Consider the following 21353-nt stretch of genomic DNA (forward strand, 5'->3'; position numbering starts at 1 on the left):
AAGTTATGTTATCTTTGGCTATATTAAATGTGATTGGAGTGTTATTTAGATGCAAACAAAAAAAGTTTTTCTTTATGTATTTAATACAATGTCGGACTGGGAATATGGATATTTAATTGCGGAACTAAACTCAGGAAGATATTTCAAAAAAGATTTAGCACCCTTAAAAGTAATTACAGTAGGAGCTAATAAAGAAATTATTACTACAATGGGAGGACTGAGCATTAAACCAGATATTGCCCTTGATGAGTGTACTCTTGAGAGTACGGATCTTATAATTTTACCTGGAGGGAATACTTGGGGAGAAGATAATCATCAACCTATTTTGAAAAAAATTGGCGTGGCTATAAAGCTTGGCACTATTGTTGCTGCAATTTGTGGTGCGACTGAGGGACTAGCGAATGTTGGATACCTAGATTCTAGAAAGCATACAAGCAATGACTTAGAGTATATTAAAATGGTCTGTCCTAATTATAAAGGAGAAAAATTTTATGAGATGGAACCTGTAGTATCTGGCGAGAATTTGGTTACTGCATCAGGAGTAGCTCCTTTGGAATTTGCGATGGAAGTAATGAAGAAATTAGATGTGTTTGCACCAGATACATTGCATTCATGGTATAAGCTAAATAAGACTCATAAATCAGAATACTTCTTCCAGTTAATGGATTCGATAAGTAGATGAGCTGAAAAAAATCAACATAGCAGTTTAATATTAGTTTATTACCATGCTTTAGACGATGTCTAAGCATGGTTTTTGTATATAACTTAAAATAAAGACCTTAGTAAACAGTATAAATGCAACTGTAACCATTAGAAAAGATTGAACAGATTTTGCTCGATAAAAATGAACACTATTTCCCAGTAGAAACGAGCACTTTATTTAAAGAGGTGGGGCATGGTAGCCTGCCAAGAATGCAATGAATTGAGCAATTGGCTTCTCGGCCCATAATCATGCCCGTAGAGGCTTCATACCACTCTCAATTCCCAATTAAGTGTTCATTCATACTTAGCAGTAAGTTTTCAGAATCACTTACGGTTACATCATCTCGACTTTATTGGTCGTAGCCTGAAAGAGTAGGCTATAGTTAAAAGGGAGAAACAACTCCTTTTTTCTCTTCAAGATATATTCGTAATCGGCAGTTGTGGGTTCTGACAGTACGCTTATTAGAATTAATGTATAATTAGAATATGGATTCATTGTCAATAATCTACTACTTAAAGCAGTTCAACTTAATCTGACTTTTTCTTAAATATATCATTCACATGAGAAAGGAAGTTTTCTAATATGGATTTTAGTAATAAATTAAAAATCGAAAGAGAGAAAAGAGGTTGGTCGCAAGAAGAGCTCGCTCAAAAATTATTTGTTAGTCGTCAATCAGTTTCTAAATGGGAGAATGGTAAAAACTATCCTAATATCGAGGTAATTATTGAATTAAGTAATCTGTTCGATATAACAATTGATGCATTACTAAAAAATGATGAAGATCTAAAAGAAAAAATAATTCAAGATAGTAAACAGTCAACATATTTATCTTGGCAATCTAAAGTTTTGTTTATTTTAGGTATGATTATGGCGATTATCCTTGTTAGCACGATAAAATATGGGGAAACAAATTGGGTTTCTATTGGTGGTACAATAAGTGGAACATTAATTTTTCTGATATTTCTTTACTTTTTTTCTCGGAATGTAAAAAAAAAATGACACATGAGAATTGAAAGATAAACATAGATAATTGATTAACTAACAATGTAAAGTCAATTAAAAAAAGGAAATTTAGAAGGTTAACTATAAGTTGCGTATCCATTCAACTTATAGTTAACCTTATTTTTTCTCAGCAGTCTAGAAGAAGTGACATGTAAGAAAGAAAATATAAACATATTAACAATCAATGAAAAGTCAGTCATAGCAAGGGGTAACTATAAGTTGCGCATCAATGCAACCATAGTTACCTTTATTTTATTTCTTCTTCACACTATGATAATGACAAAGAAAAGGAGGTTATTAGATGTGTTGCAACTCAAAAACGTAACAAAAAGCTTCAAGGATTTTACTGCTGTAAAAAACATTAGTTTCAAACTTGAAAAGGGAGATATGTTAGGATTTCTAGGAAAGAATGGGGCTGGTAAGTCTACTACTTTTCGAATGATATTAGGACTAGTACCTCCTACATCTGGAAGTATTACTTTTAAAGGAAGTAAAATGGCTCAAGATAGTTTTGATAACATTGGTTTTCTTCCTGAAGAGCGAGGTCTTCATACAAAATTAACTGTTGAAGAAGAACTAATTTATATGGGTAGTTTAAAAACATGAAGAAGAACGAATTGAAAGTCAAGATTAATTATTGGCTAGAAAAATTCGAAATCACTCAAAATAAAAAAATAAAGATTTCTGAGCTTTCCAAAGGGAATCAGCAAAAAATACAATTGATAGCAAGCATCATTCATAATCCAGAGCTCTTAATACTAGATGAACCTTTAGTGGATTGGATCCTATTAATGTTGAATTATTAAAGGCAGCAATAAAGGAATTAAATTCTGCAGGCACTACCATTATTTTTAGTTCGCATAGGTTAGAACATATAGAAGAATTATGTAATAAAGTGGGTATTCTTAATAACGGAAAATTAGTGTCCTATGGCCATCTATCTGAGGTTAAATCTAAGTCAAAATATCAACATATCATTATTGAGAGTGATGAGGATTTTTCTTATTTAAAAAATATGAATGGAGTAGAACATATTGAAATATACAACAATACTGTATCTCTAAAGGTTCATGATGAACATACAAGTAAATTAATATTTAGTGAAATTTCCCAAAAAGATTTTGTGAAAAGGTTCCAAATTATCGAGCCTACCATCCAAGATATTTTTATTGAACTAGTTGGTGAAAAAGCAGGTGAAAGTATTGAATAAATTTTGGACTATTTTTAAATTTACCTACCTAAAAACGGTCTTAAGTAACTCGTTTATAGTTGTTTCCCTTATCTTTATCGTTGGCATCGTAGGTTTTGCAAATTTCGATAAAATCAAAGATTGGTTTCAAGATGAAGAAAACCTATCTGTAGCCATCGTAACAAGTGATGATAGTATATACGACGCCATAAATGAGAATAAATTATACATTACACCAAATACAACTATGAAAAAGACAACTAAGGATAGAGCATTTGAATTACTGGAATCGAATGATATCTCTCGGATCTACTCAATCAACCGGAAGGACGATCATAATTTAGAGGCAGAAATTATTTATAAAGATTCTATTCAACAGACAGAAAAGGACAATCTGCAACATTTATTAACTCAAATTCAGTTTGACATTAAATCAGCAATGTACGGATTGACCGACGAACAAATGAATGATTTAAAACAGAGCAGTAGTGTGGTTGCAGAAAAAACAACGCACAATGTCGATAAAAACTACAGCTCAGACGAATCGGAATTAATAAGTACTATTGCTCTCGTGAGTATTTTTATCATGTTTATTATCATACTCAGTTATTCAAATCAAGCTGCTTTAGAAATTGCAACTGAAAAAAATTCAAAAGTTATGGAGATGGTTATTACGAGTGTATCTCCTATTATCCATTTATGGGGGAAAATAACGGCATTAATTATGGCAGGATTAACTCAGGTATTGATCATAGCAATAACTTTAATTATAAGTTATTTTTCTTTTGACGGTAATAAGTTGTTTAATGATTTGCATTTCGAAATTACAGAAAACATCATTTGGATATTTATTTTAAGCTTACTATTTGTATTAATCGGTCTTGCAACATATATTATTTTCGCAATGATTATAGGATCAATGACTACGAACTTGGAGAATATGAGCCAGGCCGTTATGCCATTAAATATACTCTTATTTATACCAATGTATTTAATCGTACTTAATACGGATGCTCCTGAAAGTTCGATAATAGAAGTAACAAGTTTTATTCCTTTTTTCTCACCATTTACTATGATATTGAGACTCACAACGCCAGAAGTATCGGGACTTGAAATTTTTATATCTCTCGTTTTTTCTCTTATTTTAATAATCTTGTTGTCTTGGATTGCTAGTAGAAGTTATAAATCTTTACTATTATCTTTTGATATAAATATTATTAAATCAGTTAGAAAAACACTCGGAAAATAAAGAAATTATCTATATGAGTTTATCCTTGAGTTTCTTTACAAATTGTTTAACTTTAGATTTACTCAAGTAAATAATGAAAGAATTTTTAAATAATAAAAGGGGATTTTAATATGGAATTTAATATTTTATTTTTGTCGTTAGTAATCTTTGTTGTCAGTACCATCTTATATTCGGCTTTTAATAAAGCTGTGAAGAAAAATAAAGCTTTGAAGACATTATTAGAAATTGTAATGGGAGCAAGCTTAGTGACCTCTTTATTCTATTTATTAGTTTAAGTCATAAGGTTACAATCAAAATGATAAATATATTTCTCAAAGCGTTAATAGTAATCAAGGAATAAGCCCTTATTCACTTAGGTGGATAGGGTATTTTTTTATTTTTGTTTGAAAGTTTTGTCACATTCGTATAATAATATGACGGAGCTAATGATTAGATACAAGTCCTACTATCTTCACAGGTTAGTTATTAGAAGCAATGTCGTTTCCTTGCCTCTAATAACGTTTCATTTCAACATTCTTAACAACAACGAATAGAACGCCAAAAAAGTGACCGTTGCAACGGTCATTTTTCAGGGAAGCGTTTTCTTTAAAATCGGTTACTATAAATAACAAGGGAGGCGTGGCTGTGAGTTCAAAAACTAATCGTGAACAAGATCTGTTATTGTTCCTTTCAAAAAATCAAGGTTACGTTACCTCGAAGGAACTAGTAGAAGAACTAAAGATATCTCAAAAAACAGTATATCGTTTAATTAAAAAAATTAACGATGAGTACATGGACACCCCTTTAATTATCTCGGAAAGAGGGAGAGGTTATAAACTAGATTACGAAAACTTTATTAACTATAAAAAAGCAATAACAAATACAAACAAGAACATTTTTCTCCTAGTGAGAGACGTAAACGCATTATGGAAGAATTATTGTTGTCTTCTCCTAAGCCTATAAATATTTACGACTTATTTAGTGACTATTATGTAGGGGACTCGGTCATTTTTAATGACGAACAAATAATGAGCGAAGAACTGAAAAAGTACAATTTAGTTTTAGAGCGAAAAGACAGAAAGCTGGCCATATTAGGGGAAGAAATTGATATTCGAAAGGCAATCAGGCAAACGAATGAAATATTTAATACGATTGATCTTGATGACTTAAAAAGGAATCAAGAACTTAATTTCAATAGGCACGATGTTTTGTTTATATTGGGTCAATTAAGAAATATTGAAAAGGATTTAGATATCACGATTCCCTACCCATATAATGTAAACATTTTCTCGCATTTATATATTCTCCTAAGTCGCTCAAGAAACGTTCCTGCCTTACTGTTTAGTGATAAGGTTTCTGATGAGGAAATGGAAAATATGAGTAGAGATACTATTTTGTATCCAGTGGCTAAAGTAATTGTTAACAATATTGAAAAGTATTTGCACAGTTCTTTGCCGGATATTGAGATTTATTTTCTTTATCAGTATTTAGTTTCATCAAGAATGCAGGGTTCTCTTGCTACAACCTCCACGTTTCATCAGAGGTTATCCAAGTGACGAAAACATATATTGAGGGAATGAGTATTTACTTAGGAATTGATATAGAAAGCGAATCTATTTTTATTGATTTAGCTAACCACATTAAACCTATGCTAAATAGATTAGAATATAAAATTCGTATTAAAAATAGCTTGTTAAGTCAAATCAAAGTGAATTATGAAGATGTATTTTCGGGTGTCACCAATGTATCTGATTTTGTTAGTAATAAATTTAACTTACCGGCTATAAATGATGATGAAAATGGATTTATCACGCTCTATTTCGCAAAAATTATTGTAACCGGCCAACATCAACGTCCAATAAAAACACTTATTATGTGTACGACAGGAATTGGAACGTCAGAACTATTAAAAGCAAAGGTATCAAGAAAATTTCCTGAGTTAGAAATTGTTGATGTCGTAGCTTCAAAAGATATGCAAATGGTTAAAGAGAAATACTCAGATGCTGAATTGATTTTAAGTACGGTTCATATTAAGGACGAAGTACCAATTCAAAATTTATTAGTAAGTGCGATGTTTACAATGGATGACCAGAAGAGACTCCAGAGAAAGATAGAGGAGATTTATCATGGACAGTAACTCATTTTATCAAGTTTATTTTAACTGTGAGTTAGAAACAAAAGAAGAAGTATACTCTTTTATTTCTGAAATGGTATGTCAGGATCCTTCGCAAAAAGAGGAAGTCGTAAATCAATTTAATCAAAGAGAAAAAGTAGGCAGCACATTAATCGCTGAACATGTGATGTTGCCTCATATCGAAAGCAATCTAATAAAGAAGAGTCAAATTCTATTTATCCGCTTAGCAAATCCAATACAATCATGGGATGTTCAGACAAAAGATATCCGGTTATTAATCGTTCTTTTATTAAAAGAAAATGAAGATGTACAAATAAAGAAAAAAATAGCCTCGTTCACTCGAACGTTAGCGGATGAACAGTATGTAAACAGATTATTAACGATTAATGAAAAAGAAAGCTTTTATAAAGAAATTAGAAAAAACTAGGAGGAATTATGATGAAAATAGTAGGAGTAGCAGCATGTACAGTTGGGATTGCACACACATATATTGCACAGGAGAAATTAGAGAATGCCGGAAAGAAAGCAGGCCATGACATTTCTATTGAAACACAAGGAACGATTGGGACGGAGAATGAATTAACGCAGGAACAAATAGCTGAAGCAGACATCGTTATCATCGCAGCAGATGTGAAAATCGCAGGAAGAGAACGTTTTGAAGGAAAGCGAATCATTGAGGTTTCGACAGAGATAGCTGTGAAATCACCAAATAAATTAGTTGAAAAAGCGGCAGAAGTTGTAAACCAAAAGAAATAACATCAGTAAAAGAATAGGAGAGAGATAGTATGGAAGTAAAAGATATTGTAGATTTAAAGACAATCAAAACGGATATGAAAGCTAAAAGTAAGGAAGAAGCAATTCAAGAATTAGCAGAGGTATTGCTGCAAAATGATTACATTACAAATGTTGAAGGGTTTCTGACTGATATTTATGCAAGGGAAGCAATGGGACAAACCGGAATCGGAAATTATATCGCGATTCCTCACGGTAATAGTGATTCTGTTAAAAAAATTGGAGTAGCAATTGGGATTACTCAGGAAGAGATTCCTTGGGAAACTCTCGATGGGAAGGGAGTAAAGGGAATCATTCTTTTTGCTGTAGGAAAAGAGAATGATGGGGCACAAACGCATCTGAAATTATTATCATTATTTGCTAGAAAATTAGGTAATGATGAAGTCATTGATGAAATGCTACAGGCGAAAAATGCTGCAGATGTGCAAGAAGCTTTATGTAAATAGCTTTAATGATTGAGCACTTTAAATAAACCAATGGGTTTTGGGTTCTTGTATATAGGGGGGTAGAAAAAATGATGAATAAAATGAAAGCTTTAAATCTTAAAGGTCATTTATTGACGGCGATTTCATATTTGATACCAATTGTTTGTGGAGCCGGTTTTTTAATCGCAATTGGGATGGCATTTGGAGGCACTAGTCAATCGGAATTAATACAAGGTGAGTTTTCTATTTGGGATGCATTAGCAACAATGGGTGGAGCCGGGTTAGGTTTATTACCTGTCGTTATCGCAACAGGGATTTCGTACTCCATTTCAGGAAAACCAGGGATTGCTCCAGGTTTTGTTATTGGTTTAACTGCCAATGCTATTGGTGCTGGATTCATTGGCGGGATTTTAGGAGGGTTTCTAGCGGGTTACCTTGCTGTAGCAATTATAAAATATTTTAAAGTTCCTAGATGGGCTAAGGGATTAATGCCAACGTTAATTGTTCCATTCTTCACCTCTATTATTGGTGGAATTATTATGGTCTACGTTATTGGTATCCCTGTCGCTGGTTTTACATCATTATTAACAAATGCATTAAATAGTTTAGGGACTTCTTCGTTGCTAGTATTTGGTGGAGTTGTAGGCTTATTAAGTGGAGTTGATTTTGGTGGTCCAATAAACAAGACTGTATTTGCCTTTGTATTGACGATGCAGGCAGAAGGAATTAATGGACCGATTACAGCCTTACAATTAGTTAATACAGCTACTCCAATTGGCTTTGGATTAGCTTACTTTATAGCAAAAGTGTTTAGAAAAAATATTTATACACAAACAGAGGTTGAGACGTTGAAATCGGCCGTTCCAATGGGTGTTGTTAATATTGTTGAGGGTGTCATCCCAATTGTTATGAATGATATTGTTCGTTGTGTAACGGCCGTAGCGATCGGTGGAGCAGCTGGTGGAGCAGTATCTATGGCGTTAGGAGCAGATGCAACAGTGCCATTTGGTGGTGTATTTATGTTACCAACGATGTCGCAACCATGGACAGGAGCTGTAGCTATATTAGTGAATGTTCTTGTAACAGCGTTGGCCTTAGTACTGATTAAGAAAAATGTGACGCAAGATGACGTTGACAAGCAAGAAGAAGTTGAAGAAGACGACATTGATTTAGATGATATTAAAATTTACTAATACAGTAACGATAAATTTCTAAATTCAGCAAATGTTGAAAGTGTTAAACATACAACAAAAACTACAAATATATCTTAAGGAAATTAAGATTTTAAGGGGGTTAATAGAATATGAAAAAAGTAGAATTTTCACCATCTTTGATGACAATGGACTTAGATAAGTTTAAAGAACAAATCACTTTTTTAAATGATCACGTAGATTCTTATCATATTGATATTATGGACGGACATTATGTTCCAAACATTACATTATCGCCATGGTTTATCGAAGAGGTACGGAAAATAAGTGATTTACCTATGTCCGTTCATCTTATGGTAACTGATCCAAGTTTCTGGGTGCAGCAATTAGTTGATATGAAGTGTGAATGGATTTGTATGCATGCAGAAGTACTTGATGGATTGGCTTTTCGATTAATTGATCAAATACATGATGCGGGATTAAAAGCAGGGGTAGTATTAAATCCAGAAACTCCTATTGAGGCGATTTTCCCTTACATTGAATTAGTAGATAAGATAACAATTATGACAGTGGATCCAGGGTTTGCTGGGCAACGTTTTATCGAAAACACCCTTGATAAAATTGTAGCATTAAGAGAATTACGAGAAGAAAAAGGTTATCAATATGTCATTGAAATGGATGGATCATCTAATCGGAAATCATTTAAGAAAATCGATGCCGCCGGTCCTGATATTTATATTGTAGGTCGTAGCGGTTTATTTGGATTAGATGAAGATATCAAGAAATCATGGGAAATCATGTGTAAGGATTATGAGGACATGACTGGAAAAGTAATAGTATAAAAACTTGAAGAGGCTGATATAAAAATCTGTATTACAGGTTGTATAAAAGCCTCTTTTCTTGGAGGGGAAATATATGTTTGATAAAATCGATCAACTTGGCGTAGATACGTTACGTACATTAAGTATTGATGCCATACAAAAGGCAAATTCCGGGCATCCGGGTCTACCAATGGGTGCTGCACCAATGGCGTATGCCTTATGGACAAAGCACTTAAAAATTAACCCAGCAACTTCACGTAACTGGTAGATCGTGATCGTTTTGTGTTATCAGCAGGTCATGGTTCTGCATTGCTATATAGTATGCTACATTGTGCAGGCTACCAAGTAACAATGGACGACTTGAAAAGTTTCCGGCAATGGGATAGCAAAACGCCTGGTCATCCAGAAGTAGGGCATACAGATGGCGTAGAAGCAACGACTGGGCCATTAGGACAAGGGATCGCTATGGCTGTAGGTATGGCTATGGCGGAAGCCCATTTAGCTGCAACCTATAATCGTGAACAATTTAACGTCGTGGATCATTATACTTACGCACTGTGCGGAGATGGTGATTTGATGGAAGGTGTGTCACAAGAAGCAGCTTCATTAGCTGGACACTTAAAATTGGGGAAATTGGTTGTTTTATACGATTCAAATGATATTTCACTAGATGGACCTACTTCCAAAGCCTTTACTGAAGATGTCGGACAACGATTTGAAGCGAGTGGTTGGCAACATATTTTAGTGAAAGAAGGTACGGATTTAGAGGCAATATCCAAAGCGATTGAAGAAGCACAAGCAGAAACAGATAAACCAACATTGATTGAGGTAAAAACGGTCATTGGGTTTGGTGCACCAAATGCTGGAACATCCTCTGTTCATGGTGCACCATTAGGTGAAGAAGGTATTGAAGCAGCAAAAAAAGCCTATGGTTGGGATTACCCAGCTTTTACTGTTCCACAAGAAGCGGCCACTCGTTTTAAAGAATCTATTCAAGACCGTGGTCAAGCCGCTGAAGAAGCTTGGAATCAAAAATTTGACGCTTATGCAAAAGCATACCCTCAATTAGCTAAGCAATTCAAACAAGCATTTGCTGGTGAGTTACCTGAAGGTTGGGACAGTGAACTACCAACTTATGAGGTAGGTGAAAGCAAAGCAAGCCGTGCATCAAGTAAAGACATGATTCAAGCTTTATCAAAAGCTGTCCCGAGTTTATGGGGTGGTTCTGCCGATTTATCTGCCTCAAACAATACCATGGTAGAACAAGAAAAAGATTTCCAACATGGGCAATACGAAGGTCGTAACATTTGGTTTGGGGTTCGTGAATTTGCGATGGCTTGTGCAATGAATGGGATCCAGCTACATGGTGGAACACATATATATGGCGGAACATTCTTTGTTTTTGTCGATTACTTACGGCCAGCCGTTCGTTTATCTGCTATTCAACATGCCCCTGTTACGTATGTCTTAACACACGATTCAGTCGCAGTTGGAGAGGATGGTCCTACACACGAACCAATCGAACAATTAGCAAGCCTGCGTGCTATGCCAAATGTTCATGTTATTCGTCCAGCTGATGGAAATGAAACCCGTGCAGCGTGGAAAATTGCGATGACTTCAAAAGACACACCGACCGTTTTAGTTTTAAGTCGTCAAAACCTACCAGTCATTGAAGGAACAAAAGAAAATGCCGATGAAAATGTAGCTAAAGGGGGCTATGTTATCTCGCAACAGAAAGGCGAAACGCCAGAAGGTATCCTTATTGCAACTGGTTCAGAAGTAAGCTTAGCAATCGAGGCTCAAAAGGCTTTAGCTGAAGAAGGAGTCGATGTATCTGTTGTTTCCTTACCAAGTTTTGATTTATTTGAAGCTCAAACATCGGAATACAAAGAATCTGTATTACCAAAAGCAGTGAAAAAACGTATTTCAATAGAAATGGGATCCAATTCTGGTTGGAAACAATATGTCGGTGATGAAGGTATTTCATTGTCTATTAATAGATTTGGAGCTAGTGCTCCAGGAGCTAGAATTGTTCGTGAATTTGGCTTTACAATTGAGGCTATTCAAGATGCTTTTAAAAACCTGTAGTAATGTTAGAAGTATAATAAATTGAGCAAATGACGGTTACAGACAGCAGCCTCCCCCTTCAACCGCGACGAGGGCTTTAGCCAGTGGTAAGGGGGAGATAAATGTCTGATGGAGACTCTTTTTAAAAAGAAGTAGATAGCTCTGGAATATAATACTTACTGATTGATGATGTAAGGCAATAGATATTCTTTAAAATAAATGAAAGGTCTATTTGCATCATCCTTAATACTGCTTGTAAAAACGGTAACCAATTGATAGTCAGGTGCGACAATAATATATTGGCCTTCATGTCCAGACGCTAAAAAAATTTTACCTAGTTGATTGTCGAATGTTGTATGCCACCAGTGATAAGCGTATGAAGTCGTATCATTAACTCTAACCTTTGGACTTGTAGATTCCTCTATCCAACATAAAGGTATAAGTTGTTTTGATTTCCATCTTCCTTTATTTACATAAACCGCACCAATTTTCAACATATCTACAGTTTTCATCGTTAAGCCGAATCCACCAATGGCTAAACCTTGAGCATCATGATTCCACTTATAATCTGTTATTCCAAGAGGCGTAAACAAGTGTTTATTAGCGAAAACTACTGTGTCTATTCCAGTAGACCTATGTAAAATTGCACTTAACAAATGGGAAGAACCACAACTGTAAACCATTTCTGTTCCAGGAGGATGATCAATGGCTTGATGAAGGACAAAATTGACCCAATTCTTACTCGGTATCATACTACTATTACCTGGCTAGTGTAATCCTGAAGTCATTGTTAACAGATGCTTGATGGTGATTCTCCGATACGATATATCCTTATTTAATTCGGGAAAGTAATTAATGATTGGTGTGTTAACACTTGTGATGTGCCCTTTTTCTATCGCGATTCCTATGAGTGCGGATAATATGCTTTTAGTGATAGAATATATTTTATGCTGTTTTTCTTTCATCTTTTTATTGCGATAATAAGTAAATACCACAGTATTTTTGTGCTGGACAAGGGCACTGTTAATCTTGTCTTTTTTCAATTTGTGTTCAATCTCGGTCAGTAATTTCATGTACTACTATCTTCTTTTCCTTTCACGTGTACAAAAAACAGTTATTTTTGTTGCGTCATTTTCATAATGAAATTCTCTTTTACCTACTATGTATCCCCATCCATCTACTAATAAGGTATCCCCTTCAATCGGAATAAACAGAACTTCTGTAGAGTTGATTGGAGTAGGGAATATATATTTCTCTTCAACTAAGTCATAATAGCATAATTCGATTTTCATCCGGTCACCCCCTAAATATAATACGAATCGAACAGCTTTTCGTTTCTAAAACATGTTGAACAACCGAAATATTGTTCGGTATTGTCCATGAGTTATCAAATTACATCGCTAAGAAGGACCAAACAACAAAACCGATTAATAATCGTGACTTTGCCAAAGGCAGTAATGAACGCACTAATGATGGCGTTACTGTTTTACAGTAGTTGTAAGTATGGTCATCTTAAAAGGAGGTCAATCTTATATTTATTTTTATTTGGAGTAAGACACATATTCCCACTTATTTGAGGGAAGTTATCAATAAATAAAAAAGAATGGGTGCTTATGATGGATAAAGATAAAGTAACAGCTTTAAGTATGTTGATTCTCCCGTGGCTTTCTGTTCCGTTTGTAGGGAAAAAGGCATTTTTCCGTTACTTTCCTGCAGCAAGTTTAGCTAACTTAATTATGATTGTACTTAGTGTCATTTCGGATAAGAGAAGGTGGTGGAAAAACAAGAATCCTCTAACTCCCAATATCCCGATAGACTTTACGTATATTTTAGGTGCCCACTTCGTAACAACACTATGGTATTTAAGCTTACTTTCGGTTCTTTTCCATTATATTTGATAGTAAATACCATTTTAGATTTCATAAATGCTTTCCCTTTTGCTGGAATGTGGAAGAAATTAGGTTACTATAAATTTAAACGAATGAGCCAGTTTATATTGGGGTGTTAATATCATGATTGCGATTGTTTTATATATATATCAATCTATATTGGAAAAAGCCATTCGGCAGGCGTAGGTGGGTACTTCTAACCTTCTGTTAAATCAGTTCATCTCGTCGCACAACCTAGCCTAATATTGATGTAACTTACCCTAGAGGCATTTATTTTACTTCGGGAAAATGAATGAATCGTTTTGTTAATGGAATAATACCATTTACGGTCAAGCGAAAGAACTCATTATAGGGGGCCATGCGTTGTGGACGAAATTGTCATTACTTTGCTTCGTACACTTATTGTGTTTTTAGTGCTGTTAGCTTTATTTCGTTTTATGGGGAAAAAGGAATTAGGCGAGATCAGTTTACTCGATATCATCGTCTCGCTTATGATCGCTGAGTTAGCAGTCATTTCGATTGAGGATTTAAGTGTCTCGATGGTAAGAGCATTATCACCAATTTTATTATTAATTTTTTTACGGGTAACACTTGAAATGATCGGGATGAAAAGTCAAGGCTTTCGTAAGTTAGTAGAAGGGACTCCAGTATTAATCATTGATAATGGCAAATTAATTGAAACGAACCTACGAAAACACAAATATACGTTAGAGGATATCCTTTTCCAATTAAGACAAGCACAAATAGCAGATATAAGAGAAGTAGAGTATGCTGTTTTGGAGAGATCTGGGACCATATCTTTCTTCAGAAAAGGGGATAGCAAATTTACTTTACCTTTAATTTTAGATGGAATCATTCAAGAGAACAATTTAAAAATAGTAAAGAAAACAAAGGATTGGTTAGTTTCAGAATTGAAAAAAAGAGGGTACGATCAAATTGAGACTATTTTTTACTGTAGCTACATGAACGAGCAGTTCTATATTCAAAAGAAGGAAACGAACATAAGTTAGGACTACATTGCTTTAGGGGTAAGGGCGAAGTTCTAATTTAAAAGTAAATTTTTGGTTAATTTAACATTTTATATATTATATATGATAACCTTATACTTATATGAATTAAGTATTGGGGTTGGAGATTAGTGGAGTCAGTATGGTCGATCTTAATGAGATTTCCTCTGGGAATCGCCATTTATGGAGGAGTACGTGTTATTTTTGGAGTTATAGAAGATAAAGAAATTGATTGGGGAACGTTAACCAAAGAGACATTGGTTTTTGCTACTCTCTATACATTATTTTATTTGTTGATTCATTTTTCGAAAGATAAGAAAGAAGAAGATTAATTAAGCACTCCCAATTCAAAAAAAACCTTTGTTTGAACAATAATGAAGAACGTTCGTCACACAAAAGTAATATGTATGATAAAGAGGATGTAGCTATCCTAAAAATAGTTACTCCTCATTTTTATCGTAAAGGCCTTTTTCAGTTACTGTGCTCGGCTTGATTTCCCCCGTAAAGCTCATCTAAGTGTTCTAAATGAGCTAATCCCCATTTATGCATTGTTTCCAATAGAGGATTTAAGCTTGTGCCGTATTCCGTAATAGAATATTCAACCTTTGGTGGAACTTGAGGATAGACTTTACGTTTAATAATATCGTGATGTTCCAACTCCCTTAATTGAGTTGTAAGCATTTTTTTCGTGATATTCGGAATTAAACGTTGCAGTTCACTAAAGCGTAACGTTCCTTTTTGAAAAAGGTGATAGAGGATAATGGGCTTCCATTTCCCTACTAATATATTCAATGCGGTTTCAACTTGGCATACTTTATCTTCATTAGCCATTAAGATTCCTCCTTATAGGTATCTTTTAGTATACTATGACACATTAATGTGCCTACTTCCCAAAAATAGACTTTAATTATATTATAACTGTGAGGCTAAAACAATAATAGGAGGAATATAAAATGACTGAAAAGTTAAATATAGGTATTATTTTAGGCAGTACACGTCAAGGACGCCTAAGTCCACAAGTTGGAAATTGGGTAAAAGAGGTTGCTGAAAAACGCGGAGATGCTAATTATGAGGTTGTAGACATTGCTGATTATAACCTTCCGTTTTTAGGAACTACAGATGGAACAGAGCCTGGTATCGCAGCATGGAATGAAAAGCTGGACTCTTTAGACGGATTTGTATTCATCGTTCAAGAATACAATCACAGCATTACAGGAGCTTTGAAAAACGCAATTGATTTCGCTCGTGAGGCTTGGAATAATAAATCAGCAGGTATTGTAAGCTATGGTTCTACAGGAGGTGCTCGTGCAGCTGAACATCTACGTGGAATATTAGGAGAATTACTAGTTGCTGATGTTCGTGTACACCCTACATTGTCTTTATTCACTGATTTTGAAAACTTTGATACATTCAAACCAGCAGAGTTGCACCTTACGAATGTAAATGAAATGCTTGACCAAGTGATCGCTTGGGGTGGAGCTTTAAAAACGTTAAGATAATCGAATAGCTAATAAAATGTAAAACCCCTCACGTAGGGGTTTTTTCATATCTCAACCCTTAAATCCACCTTAACAACGTTATCATTCTAAGATTCATAAATAAAATGATGAGGTTATAAAGAATAAGTATTGCTCATTTGAAACAAAGGACTTGAAAAATTAAAAAGCTGTAAGTGGATTGTTATGAAAAAAGACTAATTTCATCATAAGAGTGACCATTTAAAGAACCAATGTAGAAAGTTAACAAACACCCCCGAGTGCTAGTACTTCGGGGGTGTGATGGTTATATTTCTCTATACTCAAACCAATCAAAATCAGCGACGCTCTCACTCTCTTTCCCTTGGCTGCTCGCATACATTCCGATATAGGAGCCGACAAACCCACCTGCAACATCGGTACTTAGAATGCGACCATCGACATATTCCTTAAGGGTTTCCCATTGCTCCGCCGCAGTAGCGTAATAGAAATGATAATCCTGTTCAATAGCCTCGACTTTTAAATATAGCTTTTCGCTTTCGGGTAACAGAGCTTGTGCTAATAACGTCTCATTTCCGTCGTCTCGTTTTATGAGCTGAAGTGTTCGTTTCTTATTGCTATGAGATAGCTCAACTCTGTATTGGAAGTTGTGATTTTGCAACAGGACGATTCCGGCTACTTCTTGCTCCTGGCTTGGGTGGAATTCCAATGCACAGCGAGCAGCAAATGATAGATGCTGCTGGCGTCTGCCGATAAAGCTTGGGTTTGTTTCTGTATTGATTGTTTCAGGCTTTAGCTTTAATCGTAAATATCCAGGGCGCTCTGTTAATGACCAAAATTCACCGTGAGGCGTACGGATGAAGTTCCAGCATTGATCTAAATCGGTTGATTCAAAATGGTCACAAGCAGGTGATGTTGGCCAGCGATGTTCAGGAAGGGATGGTCTTTTTGATTCTATTTCGATGATCCCTTTGCCTGGATTAACGAGTGGCCAATCATCCTCCCAACGGAATGGCACGAGAAATGTTTCCCTCCCAAGGTTACGATAATAGCCTCCATATGGCCTTGACGCAAGTGCAACCATCCACCATTCGCCATCCTGTGTTTCAACGATATCGGCGTGACCGACATTGACGATTGGATAATCTCTTCCTAAATGGCGATGTGTCAGAATAGGATTGAGCTTACAGTTTTCATATGGGCCGGTTATCGTTTTGCTACGGGCAACCGTGACCGAATGGGTATGGCCGGTACCACCCTCTGCGATTATTAAATAATAATAGCCATTTCGTTTATAAATGTGCGGTGCTTCTTGGGCGTGAATTTGCTTGAGTGCTCCGTCCCATAAACTATAGCGGTCACCAACTAATTTCCCATGTTCTAAATCAACCTCTTGCAGCCAAATTTCCATATGCTTCGGATATTGTTGTCCAGAAGGTGGTTGGCGGTTTGCTGTAAAATAGCAAGTTCCATCATCATCAAAGAAGAAGGAAGGATCAATTCCTGGTGCCCCTTCTAACCAAATAGGGTCTGACCAGTCACCTGCTGGGTCTTCGGCTGTTACGTAAAAGTTTCTTCTCTCACCAGTTTGACTTTCAACAAATGTTGTTATCATATAAAACGTTCCTTCGTGATAACGAATGTCGGTGCATAAATCCCTTTTGAATATGGTGTACCATCAAGGTTTAATTGTGAAGGGCGATCAAGCACGTGACCTATTTGTCGCCAATTCACTAAGTCTTTACTATGGAAAATCGGCACTCCCGGGAAATATTCAAATGATGATGTGACGAGGTAATAATCATCATCTACACGGCAGATAGAAGGATCTGGGTAAGTTCCAGGGATAATCGGGTTTTTAAACGTTTTCATTTTTCTCCTCCATTTCATTCATTTGTTTCTAACAGTTTAGTATAATAAAAGCAAAAAAAGTTTGTTTTTCTTGCTTAATGTTATGTTGTTTTTAGTGATCATTGCTCAAAGTCGGGAGGGGAGTAGTTATGTATGATGAAGTAAAATATAAAATTGACCATCATTTTTCGATCCAGTACATGTATCAAACTGGCTATTCGGAAATGCCACGTCCTCACTCCCATCCAACGTATGAGCTTTTTTATATTTATAAAGGTGGGAAACGTTTTTTTATTAATGATACGGTATACTTAGGACAAAAAGGTGACTTGATTTTCGTTCAGCCGAATGATATTCACCGTACGAGTAACTCTCAACAGTTGGAATGTGAGCGAATGCTTATTAACGTTTCCGATGAGTTTATTAAGGATGAATTAGAGCGAATTCCCGCTGCACTAGCTGATTATTCCCGTTCGTTGTTTCGTTTTCGGTTCATGAACAGTCGGTCATCGAAGAGATTTTACAAAGAATACATCGAGAATGTAAATGGCAGTTCATTGGCTATGAGGCATGTGTTCGTGCTAGTTTAATTGAGCTAATCGTGCAAATGATCCGCTTTGATCGTGAAGTAAGTCGAAAACCTATGATTTCACCTCACCCTTTACAACAAAAAATAACGGAAATCGCAAGCTATATAAAAGAGCATTATGATGAGCATGTGACGTTAGACAAAATAGCGAAAAGCTTTTATATAAGCCCGTCCTATTTAAGTAGAAGCTTTAAAATGCTAACGGGTTTTACATTTAAAGACTATGTACAGGCTATTCGTATACGGGAGGCAAAGCGGCTATTGCGTGAAACGAATATGCCAATTGGTAGAGTTGCTGAGCTTGTTGGCTTCCCATATCCAGCAAATTTCAATGTCCTTTTTAAAAAGCAAACGGGCATGACTCCGTTAGCGTATCGAAAACAAAAGAGCTAGGGTGGGAGGGGATTTCATTGTACAAAGTATTGATTATAGAAGATGATCACCAACTACGATCGCTTATGAAAGAAGTGCTTGAGAAGGAAACGTATGACGTTTCAGTCCAAACCGATTTTAAAACCGTGGTAGAGGATTTTATTTCAATTAAGCCCGATCTCGTGCTACTAGATATTAATTTACCTTACTATGATGGATATTTCTTATGCCATAGCCTTCGGAAGCATTCGAATGTTCCGATAGTGATGATATCTGCAAGAAGTGATGAGGTCGATCAAGTAATGGCAATTGAGTATGGAGCAGATGATTACATAACAAAGCCTTTTACGTTCGATATTTTACTATCAAAAGTAAAAGCGACGATACGCCGAGTGTACGGGGAATATGCAAATAAGGATACAAGCATTTCTGCTATAGGCAATATAAAAATCGACAGTCAAAAACTAACGATGAGCTATCAAGAGCATATCGTTGAGCTTAGTAAAAATGAATATAAGCTGATAAAAATATTGATGGAAAATAGAGGTGCGTTTGTAGCAAGGGAGGAGCTTATTGAAGTCGTCTGGGACGATATAGCCTTTGTTGATGATAATACATTGACAGTCAATATGACGAGAATTAAGCAGAAGCTAATAGAAGTTGGATTACCTGAAACGGTGATCAAGAGTAAGCGAGGCGTAGGGTATATGTTTCAATACGATGAACTAGGTGTAGGGTTATGAGACAGCGGATCATAGCGAACTACATCAAAGACCGTATTCTTTTTATGGTTATTTACTGTTTTAGTCTTCTATGTGTGATTTTTATTTTTTTATTTAAATGCCCCTGTACATACGGAATTCCTTTATCCAATCTATATTGGTGCTTTTTTTCTTGCTATTTATTTACTGATTGATGGAATGCGTTATTATCATTTTAATAAACGACTTCATCTTTTATTGGAAGAACAATTTGCCGAGCTCCGTCCAATGTCTAAAGAGCAGGCTTTATTCAAGCATTTGCTAGACAAGATAAATCAGCAATCGAATGCGACTAATCGTTCTTTAGTGGAGCAGCATAAAGAAGGGATGACGTTTTTATCACATTGGATTCACCATTTGAAAACACCTGTTTCTGTAATGGAACTCATTTTAGATCGGCAAACAGAAGGTGGAGGAGATGCGGACACTATCGAGAAGCTGAAGCAGGAGAACAAACGGCTACATACGCGTATCGAGCAAGGTTTAACGATGGTTAGGATGGAACGCTTTGAAAATGATCTTACTATTCAAGCACTCGACCTTGTCGCATTATTACGTGAGGTCATTAATGAACGGAAGACAGAATTTATTTATAATCAAGTGTATCCTGTTATTAATAGTCAGCAGGAGAAGGTAGCTGTACTTACTGATAAAAAGTGGAACAAGCTGATGCTTGATCAAATCATTTCAAATGCGATTAAATATTCAAGTGGTCTAGGAAAACAAATGACGATAACTATTGAATTAAGGAATCATCGTACACTAGTGTCGATTAAAGACCGTGGTGTAGGTATCCCATCTTATGATTTAGAGCGTATATTTGACCCTTTTTTCACAGGAGAGAATGGGCGAGAGCTTCGTAATTCGTCTGGGATTGGGCTTTATTTATGTAAAAAGGTTGCTGATAGATTAGGACATGCACTCTCTGTCCAATCCGAGGTAGGAAAAGGAACGAACGTAACGATTGAATACCTTACAAAAACGTAAGGTATTTTTAGTTTAAGCGATGGTTGCTAGCATGCTGTGTCCATTAAAGTAGAAAGAAAGGAGGGCGAAGCAAAGATGGAGGTTGTACATACTGAACGTTTAGTGAAGATTTATGGTGATCATCAACAAAAGGGAGCGACGACGGCACTTGATGGTATTAGTCTTTCTATTAAAAAGGGTGAATTCGTGGCAATTATGGGACCGTCGGGAAGTGGTAAAACAACATTGTTAAATCTGTTAAGTGGCATTGATCAACCGTCCGCCGGCACGATTACAATCGCTGGAGATGAAATAAGCACAATGCCAAGGGAGCAGCTTGCACTATTTAGGCGGAAGCAGCTAGGCTTTGTATTTCAGGAGTTTAATTTGCTTGATAGTCTAACGATAAAAGAAAACATTATGGTACCGATGATTCTTGAGAAGAGACCTGCCGCCTATATGAACAAAAAAGCGGATCAATTAATGGAACTATTTGATATACGTCAATTAGCGGATAAATACCCGTACCATGTATCAGGAGGCAGCAGCAAAGGACTGCAGTTAGTCGGGCGTTAGTAAATAATCCTGAGATTCTATTTGCTGATGAACCAACGGGTAATTTAGATTCTAAATCATCAACAGCGATATTAGAATGCTTTGAAGAGATTATTAAGACGTTGCAAACGACGATTTTAATTGTTACGCACGATGTGTTTGCAGCCAGCTATTGCCAGAAAGTAATTTTTATTAAAGATGGACGAATTCATTCTCAGCTAACGAAAAAGGGAAGTAGGAAACAGTTCTTAGATCAAATCATGGATAACCTTGCTGTTTTAGGGGGAAGAAGCCATGACATTTAATGAGCTTGTTTGGAAAATGGCCAAGGTGAACCAAAGAAAAGTATCTTTTTTATTTCATCTGCAATAGCTTT

Annotated in this window: 23 protein-coding genes and 5 pseudogenes; 23 read left to right on the top strand and 5 right to left on the bottom strand. The window is 35.7% G+C overall.

Annotated features, from left to right (window positions below; translation table 11 throughout):
- Positions 1-49: 49 nt before the first annotated feature.
- The 14 genes and pseudogenes from JCM19034_RS14225 (at position 50) to tkt (ending at position 11533) form a co-directional block, all read left to right on the top strand.
- Positions 50-682: a type 1 glutamine amidotransferase family protein gene (locus JCM19034_RS14225; protein WP_062050761.1), complete on the top strand. Its 633-nt coding sequence runs from the start codon at positions 50-52 to the stop codon at positions 680-682.
- A 603-nt stretch (positions 683-1285) separates the two neighbouring features.
- The gene (locus JCM19034_RS14230; RefSeq protein WP_062050763.1) at positions 1286-1702 is read left to right on the top strand and encodes a helix-turn-helix domain-containing protein; all 417 of its coding nucleotides are present in this window, start codon (positions 1286-1288) and stop codon (positions 1700-1702) included.
- Between the two features lie 279 nt (positions 1703-1981).
- Positions 1982-2915: pseudogene (locus JCM19034_RS14235) on the top strand (ABC transporter ATP-binding protein).
- A complete protein-coding gene (locus JCM19034_RS14240) occupies positions 2908-4143 on the top strand; it encodes an ABC transporter permease (protein WP_062050765.1) in 1236 nt (411 codons plus the stop codon). The pseudogene JCM19034_RS14235 and the gene JCM19034_RS14240 overlap by 8 nt, the downstream one beginning before the upstream one ends.
- A 110-nt stretch (positions 4144-4253) precedes the next feature.
- Positions 4254-4418, top strand: coding sequence for a hypothetical protein (locus tag JCM19034_RS21870; RefSeq protein ID WP_156323994.1), 165 nt, complete (start codon positions 4254-4256; stop codon positions 4416-4418).
- A 349-nt stretch (positions 4419-4767) separates the two neighbouring features.
- Positions 4768-5085, top strand: coding sequence for a helix-turn-helix domain-containing protein (locus tag JCM19034_RS25155; protein WP_062050767.1), 318 nt, complete (start codon positions 4768-4770; stop codon positions 5083-5085).
- A complete protein-coding gene (locus JCM19034_RS22335) occupies positions 5049-5678 on the top strand; it encodes a PRD domain-containing protein (protein ID WP_197276413.1) in 630 nt (209 codons plus the stop codon). The genes JCM19034_RS25155 and JCM19034_RS22335 overlap by 37 nt, the downstream gene beginning before the upstream one ends.
- Complete coding sequence (locus JCM19034_RS22340; protein ID WP_197276414.1) at positions 5675-6259, top strand: PRD domain-containing protein; 585 nt, start codon at positions 5675-5677, stop codon at positions 6257-6259. The genes JCM19034_RS22335 and JCM19034_RS22340 overlap by 4 nt, the downstream gene beginning before the upstream one ends.
- Positions 6249-6683: a PTS sugar transporter subunit IIA gene (locus tag JCM19034_RS14255; RefSeq protein WP_062050769.1), complete on the top strand. Its 435-nt coding sequence runs from the start codon at positions 6249-6251 to the stop codon at positions 6681-6683. The genes JCM19034_RS22340 and JCM19034_RS14255 overlap by 11 nt, the downstream gene beginning before the upstream one ends.
- A gap of 11 nt (positions 6684-6694) precedes the next feature.
- Positions 6695-7012 (top strand): PTS fructose transporter subunit IIB, encoded by a 318-nt coding sequence (locus JCM19034_RS14260; RefSeq protein WP_062050771.1) that lies wholly within the window; start codon positions 6695-6697, stop codon positions 7010-7012.
- A gap of 29 nt (positions 7013-7041) precedes the next feature.
- A complete protein-coding gene (locus tag JCM19034_RS14265; RefSeq protein WP_062050773.1) occupies positions 7042-7494 on the top strand; it encodes a PTS sugar transporter subunit IIA in 453 nt (150 codons plus the stop codon).
- A 68-nt stretch (positions 7495-7562) separates the two neighbouring features.
- Positions 7563-8666 carry a PTS fructose transporter subunit IIC gene (locus tag JCM19034_RS14270; RefSeq protein WP_231686963.1) on the top strand — a complete coding sequence of 368 codons (1104 nt, stop codon included), beginning with the start codon at positions 7563-7565 and terminating at the stop codon, positions 8664-8666.
- 110 nt (positions 8667-8776) lie between these two features.
- A complete protein-coding gene (gene alsE, locus JCM19034_RS14275; protein ID WP_062050775.1) occupies positions 8777-9466 on the top strand; it encodes a D-allulose 6-phosphate 3-epimerase in 690 nt (229 codons plus the stop codon).
- A gap of 73 nt (positions 9467-9539) precedes the next feature.
- Positions 9540-11533, top strand: a pseudogene (tkt, locus tag JCM19034_RS14280) (transketolase).
- 155 nt (positions 11534-11688) lie between these two features.
- On the opposite strand, the pseudogene JCM19034_RS14285 reads toward tkt, so the two are convergent.
- Together JCM19034_RS14285 and JCM19034_RS14290 are read right to left on the bottom strand one after the other, a co-directional pair.
- Positions 11689-12585 (bottom strand): annotated as a pseudogene (locus JCM19034_RS14285) (serine hydrolase domain-containing protein).
- Between the two features lie 6 nt (positions 12586-12591).
- The gene (locus JCM19034_RS14290) at positions 12592-12804 is read right to left on the bottom strand and encodes a hypothetical protein (RefSeq protein ID WP_062050777.1); all 213 of its coding nucleotides are present in this window, start codon (positions 12802-12804) and stop codon (positions 12592-12594) included.
- A 321-nt stretch (positions 12805-13125) separates the two neighbouring features.
- On the opposite strand from JCM19034_RS14290, the gene JCM19034_RS14295 reads away from it, so the two are divergent.
- The 3 genes from JCM19034_RS14295 to JCM19034_RS14305 all read left to right on the top strand — a co-directional run bounded on the left by JCM19034_RS14295 (position 13126) and on the right by JCM19034_RS14305 (position 14740).
- On the top strand, positions 13126-13410 hold the full coding sequence (locus JCM19034_RS14295) for a hypothetical protein (protein WP_062050778.1): 285 nt from the start codon (positions 13126-13128) through the stop codon (positions 13408-13410).
- A gap of 356 nt (positions 13411-13766) precedes the next feature.
- A complete protein-coding gene (locus JCM19034_RS14300) occupies positions 13767-14411 on the top strand; it encodes a DUF421 domain-containing protein (RefSeq protein WP_062050779.1) in 645 nt (214 codons plus the stop codon).
- A 128-nt stretch (positions 14412-14539) separates the two neighbouring features.
- Positions 14540-14740, top strand: coding sequence for a hypothetical protein (locus JCM19034_RS14305; RefSeq protein WP_062050781.1), 201 nt, complete (start codon positions 14540-14542; stop codon positions 14738-14740).
- Between the two features lie 139 nt (positions 14741-14879).
- Here the strand turns inward: JCM19034_RS14305 and JCM19034_RS14310 are convergent, their stop codons facing one another.
- Positions 14880-15239 (bottom strand): helix-turn-helix domain-containing protein, encoded by a 360-nt coding sequence (locus JCM19034_RS14310; protein ID WP_062050784.1) that lies wholly within the window; start codon positions 15237-15239, stop codon positions 14880-14882.
- Between the two features lie 122 nt (positions 15240-15361).
- Between JCM19034_RS14310 and JCM19034_RS14315 the strand changes: the two genes are divergently transcribed.
- Positions 15362-15907: an NADPH-dependent FMN reductase gene (locus JCM19034_RS14315; RefSeq protein ID WP_062050786.1), complete on the top strand. Its 546-nt coding sequence runs from the start codon at positions 15362-15364 to the stop codon at positions 15905-15907.
- 283 nt (positions 15908-16190) lie between these two features.
- Here the strand turns inward: JCM19034_RS14315 and JCM19034_RS25160 are convergent, their stop codons facing one another.
- Both JCM19034_RS25160 and JCM19034_RS25165 read right to left on the bottom strand, forming a co-directional pair.
- The gene (locus tag JCM19034_RS25160) at positions 16191-16901 is read right to left on the bottom strand and encodes a hypothetical protein (protein WP_370622042.1); all 711 of its coding nucleotides are present in this window, start codon (positions 16899-16901) and stop codon (positions 16191-16193) included.
- Between the two features lie 30 nt (positions 16902-16931).
- Positions 16932-17773 (bottom strand): annotated as a pseudogene (locus tag JCM19034_RS25165) (glycoside hydrolase family 43 protein); the annotation flags it as partial.
- A 110-nt stretch (positions 17774-17883) separates the two neighbouring features.
- On the opposite strand from JCM19034_RS25165, the gene JCM19034_RS14325 reads away from it, so the two are divergent.
- The 5 genes and pseudogenes from JCM19034_RS14325 (at position 17884) to JCM19034_RS14345 (ending at position 21282) form a co-directional block, all read left to right on the top strand.
- A complete protein-coding gene (locus JCM19034_RS14325; RefSeq protein ID WP_062050788.1) occupies positions 17884-18324 on the top strand; it encodes a cupin domain-containing protein in 441 nt (146 codons plus the stop codon).
- Between the two features lie 17 nt (positions 18325-18341).
- Positions 18342-18716 carry an AraC family transcriptional regulator gene (locus JCM19034_RS14330; protein ID WP_231686964.1) on the top strand — a complete coding sequence of 125 codons (375 nt, stop codon included), beginning with the start codon at positions 18342-18344 and terminating at the stop codon, positions 18714-18716.
- A 17-nt stretch (positions 18717-18733) separates the two neighbouring features.
- The gene (locus JCM19034_RS14335) at positions 18734-19438 is read left to right on the top strand and encodes a response regulator transcription factor (RefSeq protein ID WP_062050793.1); all 705 of its coding nucleotides are present in this window, start codon (positions 18734-18736) and stop codon (positions 19436-19438) included.
- A 177-nt stretch (positions 19439-19615) separates the two neighbouring features.
- The gene (locus tag JCM19034_RS14340) at positions 19616-20443 is read left to right on the top strand and encodes a sensor histidine kinase (protein ID WP_231686965.1); all 828 of its coding nucleotides are present in this window, start codon (positions 19616-19618) and stop codon (positions 20441-20443) included.
- 75 nt (positions 20444-20518) lie between these two features.
- Positions 20519-21282: pseudogene (locus JCM19034_RS14345) on the top strand (ABC transporter ATP-binding protein).
- Positions 21283-21353: the final 71 nt, after the last annotated feature.

This window comes from Bacillus sp. JCM 19034 (assembly GCF_001310635.1).
Taxonomy (GTDB): domain Bacteria; phylum Bacillota; class Bacilli; order Bacillales; family Bacillaceae_D; genus Halalkalibacter.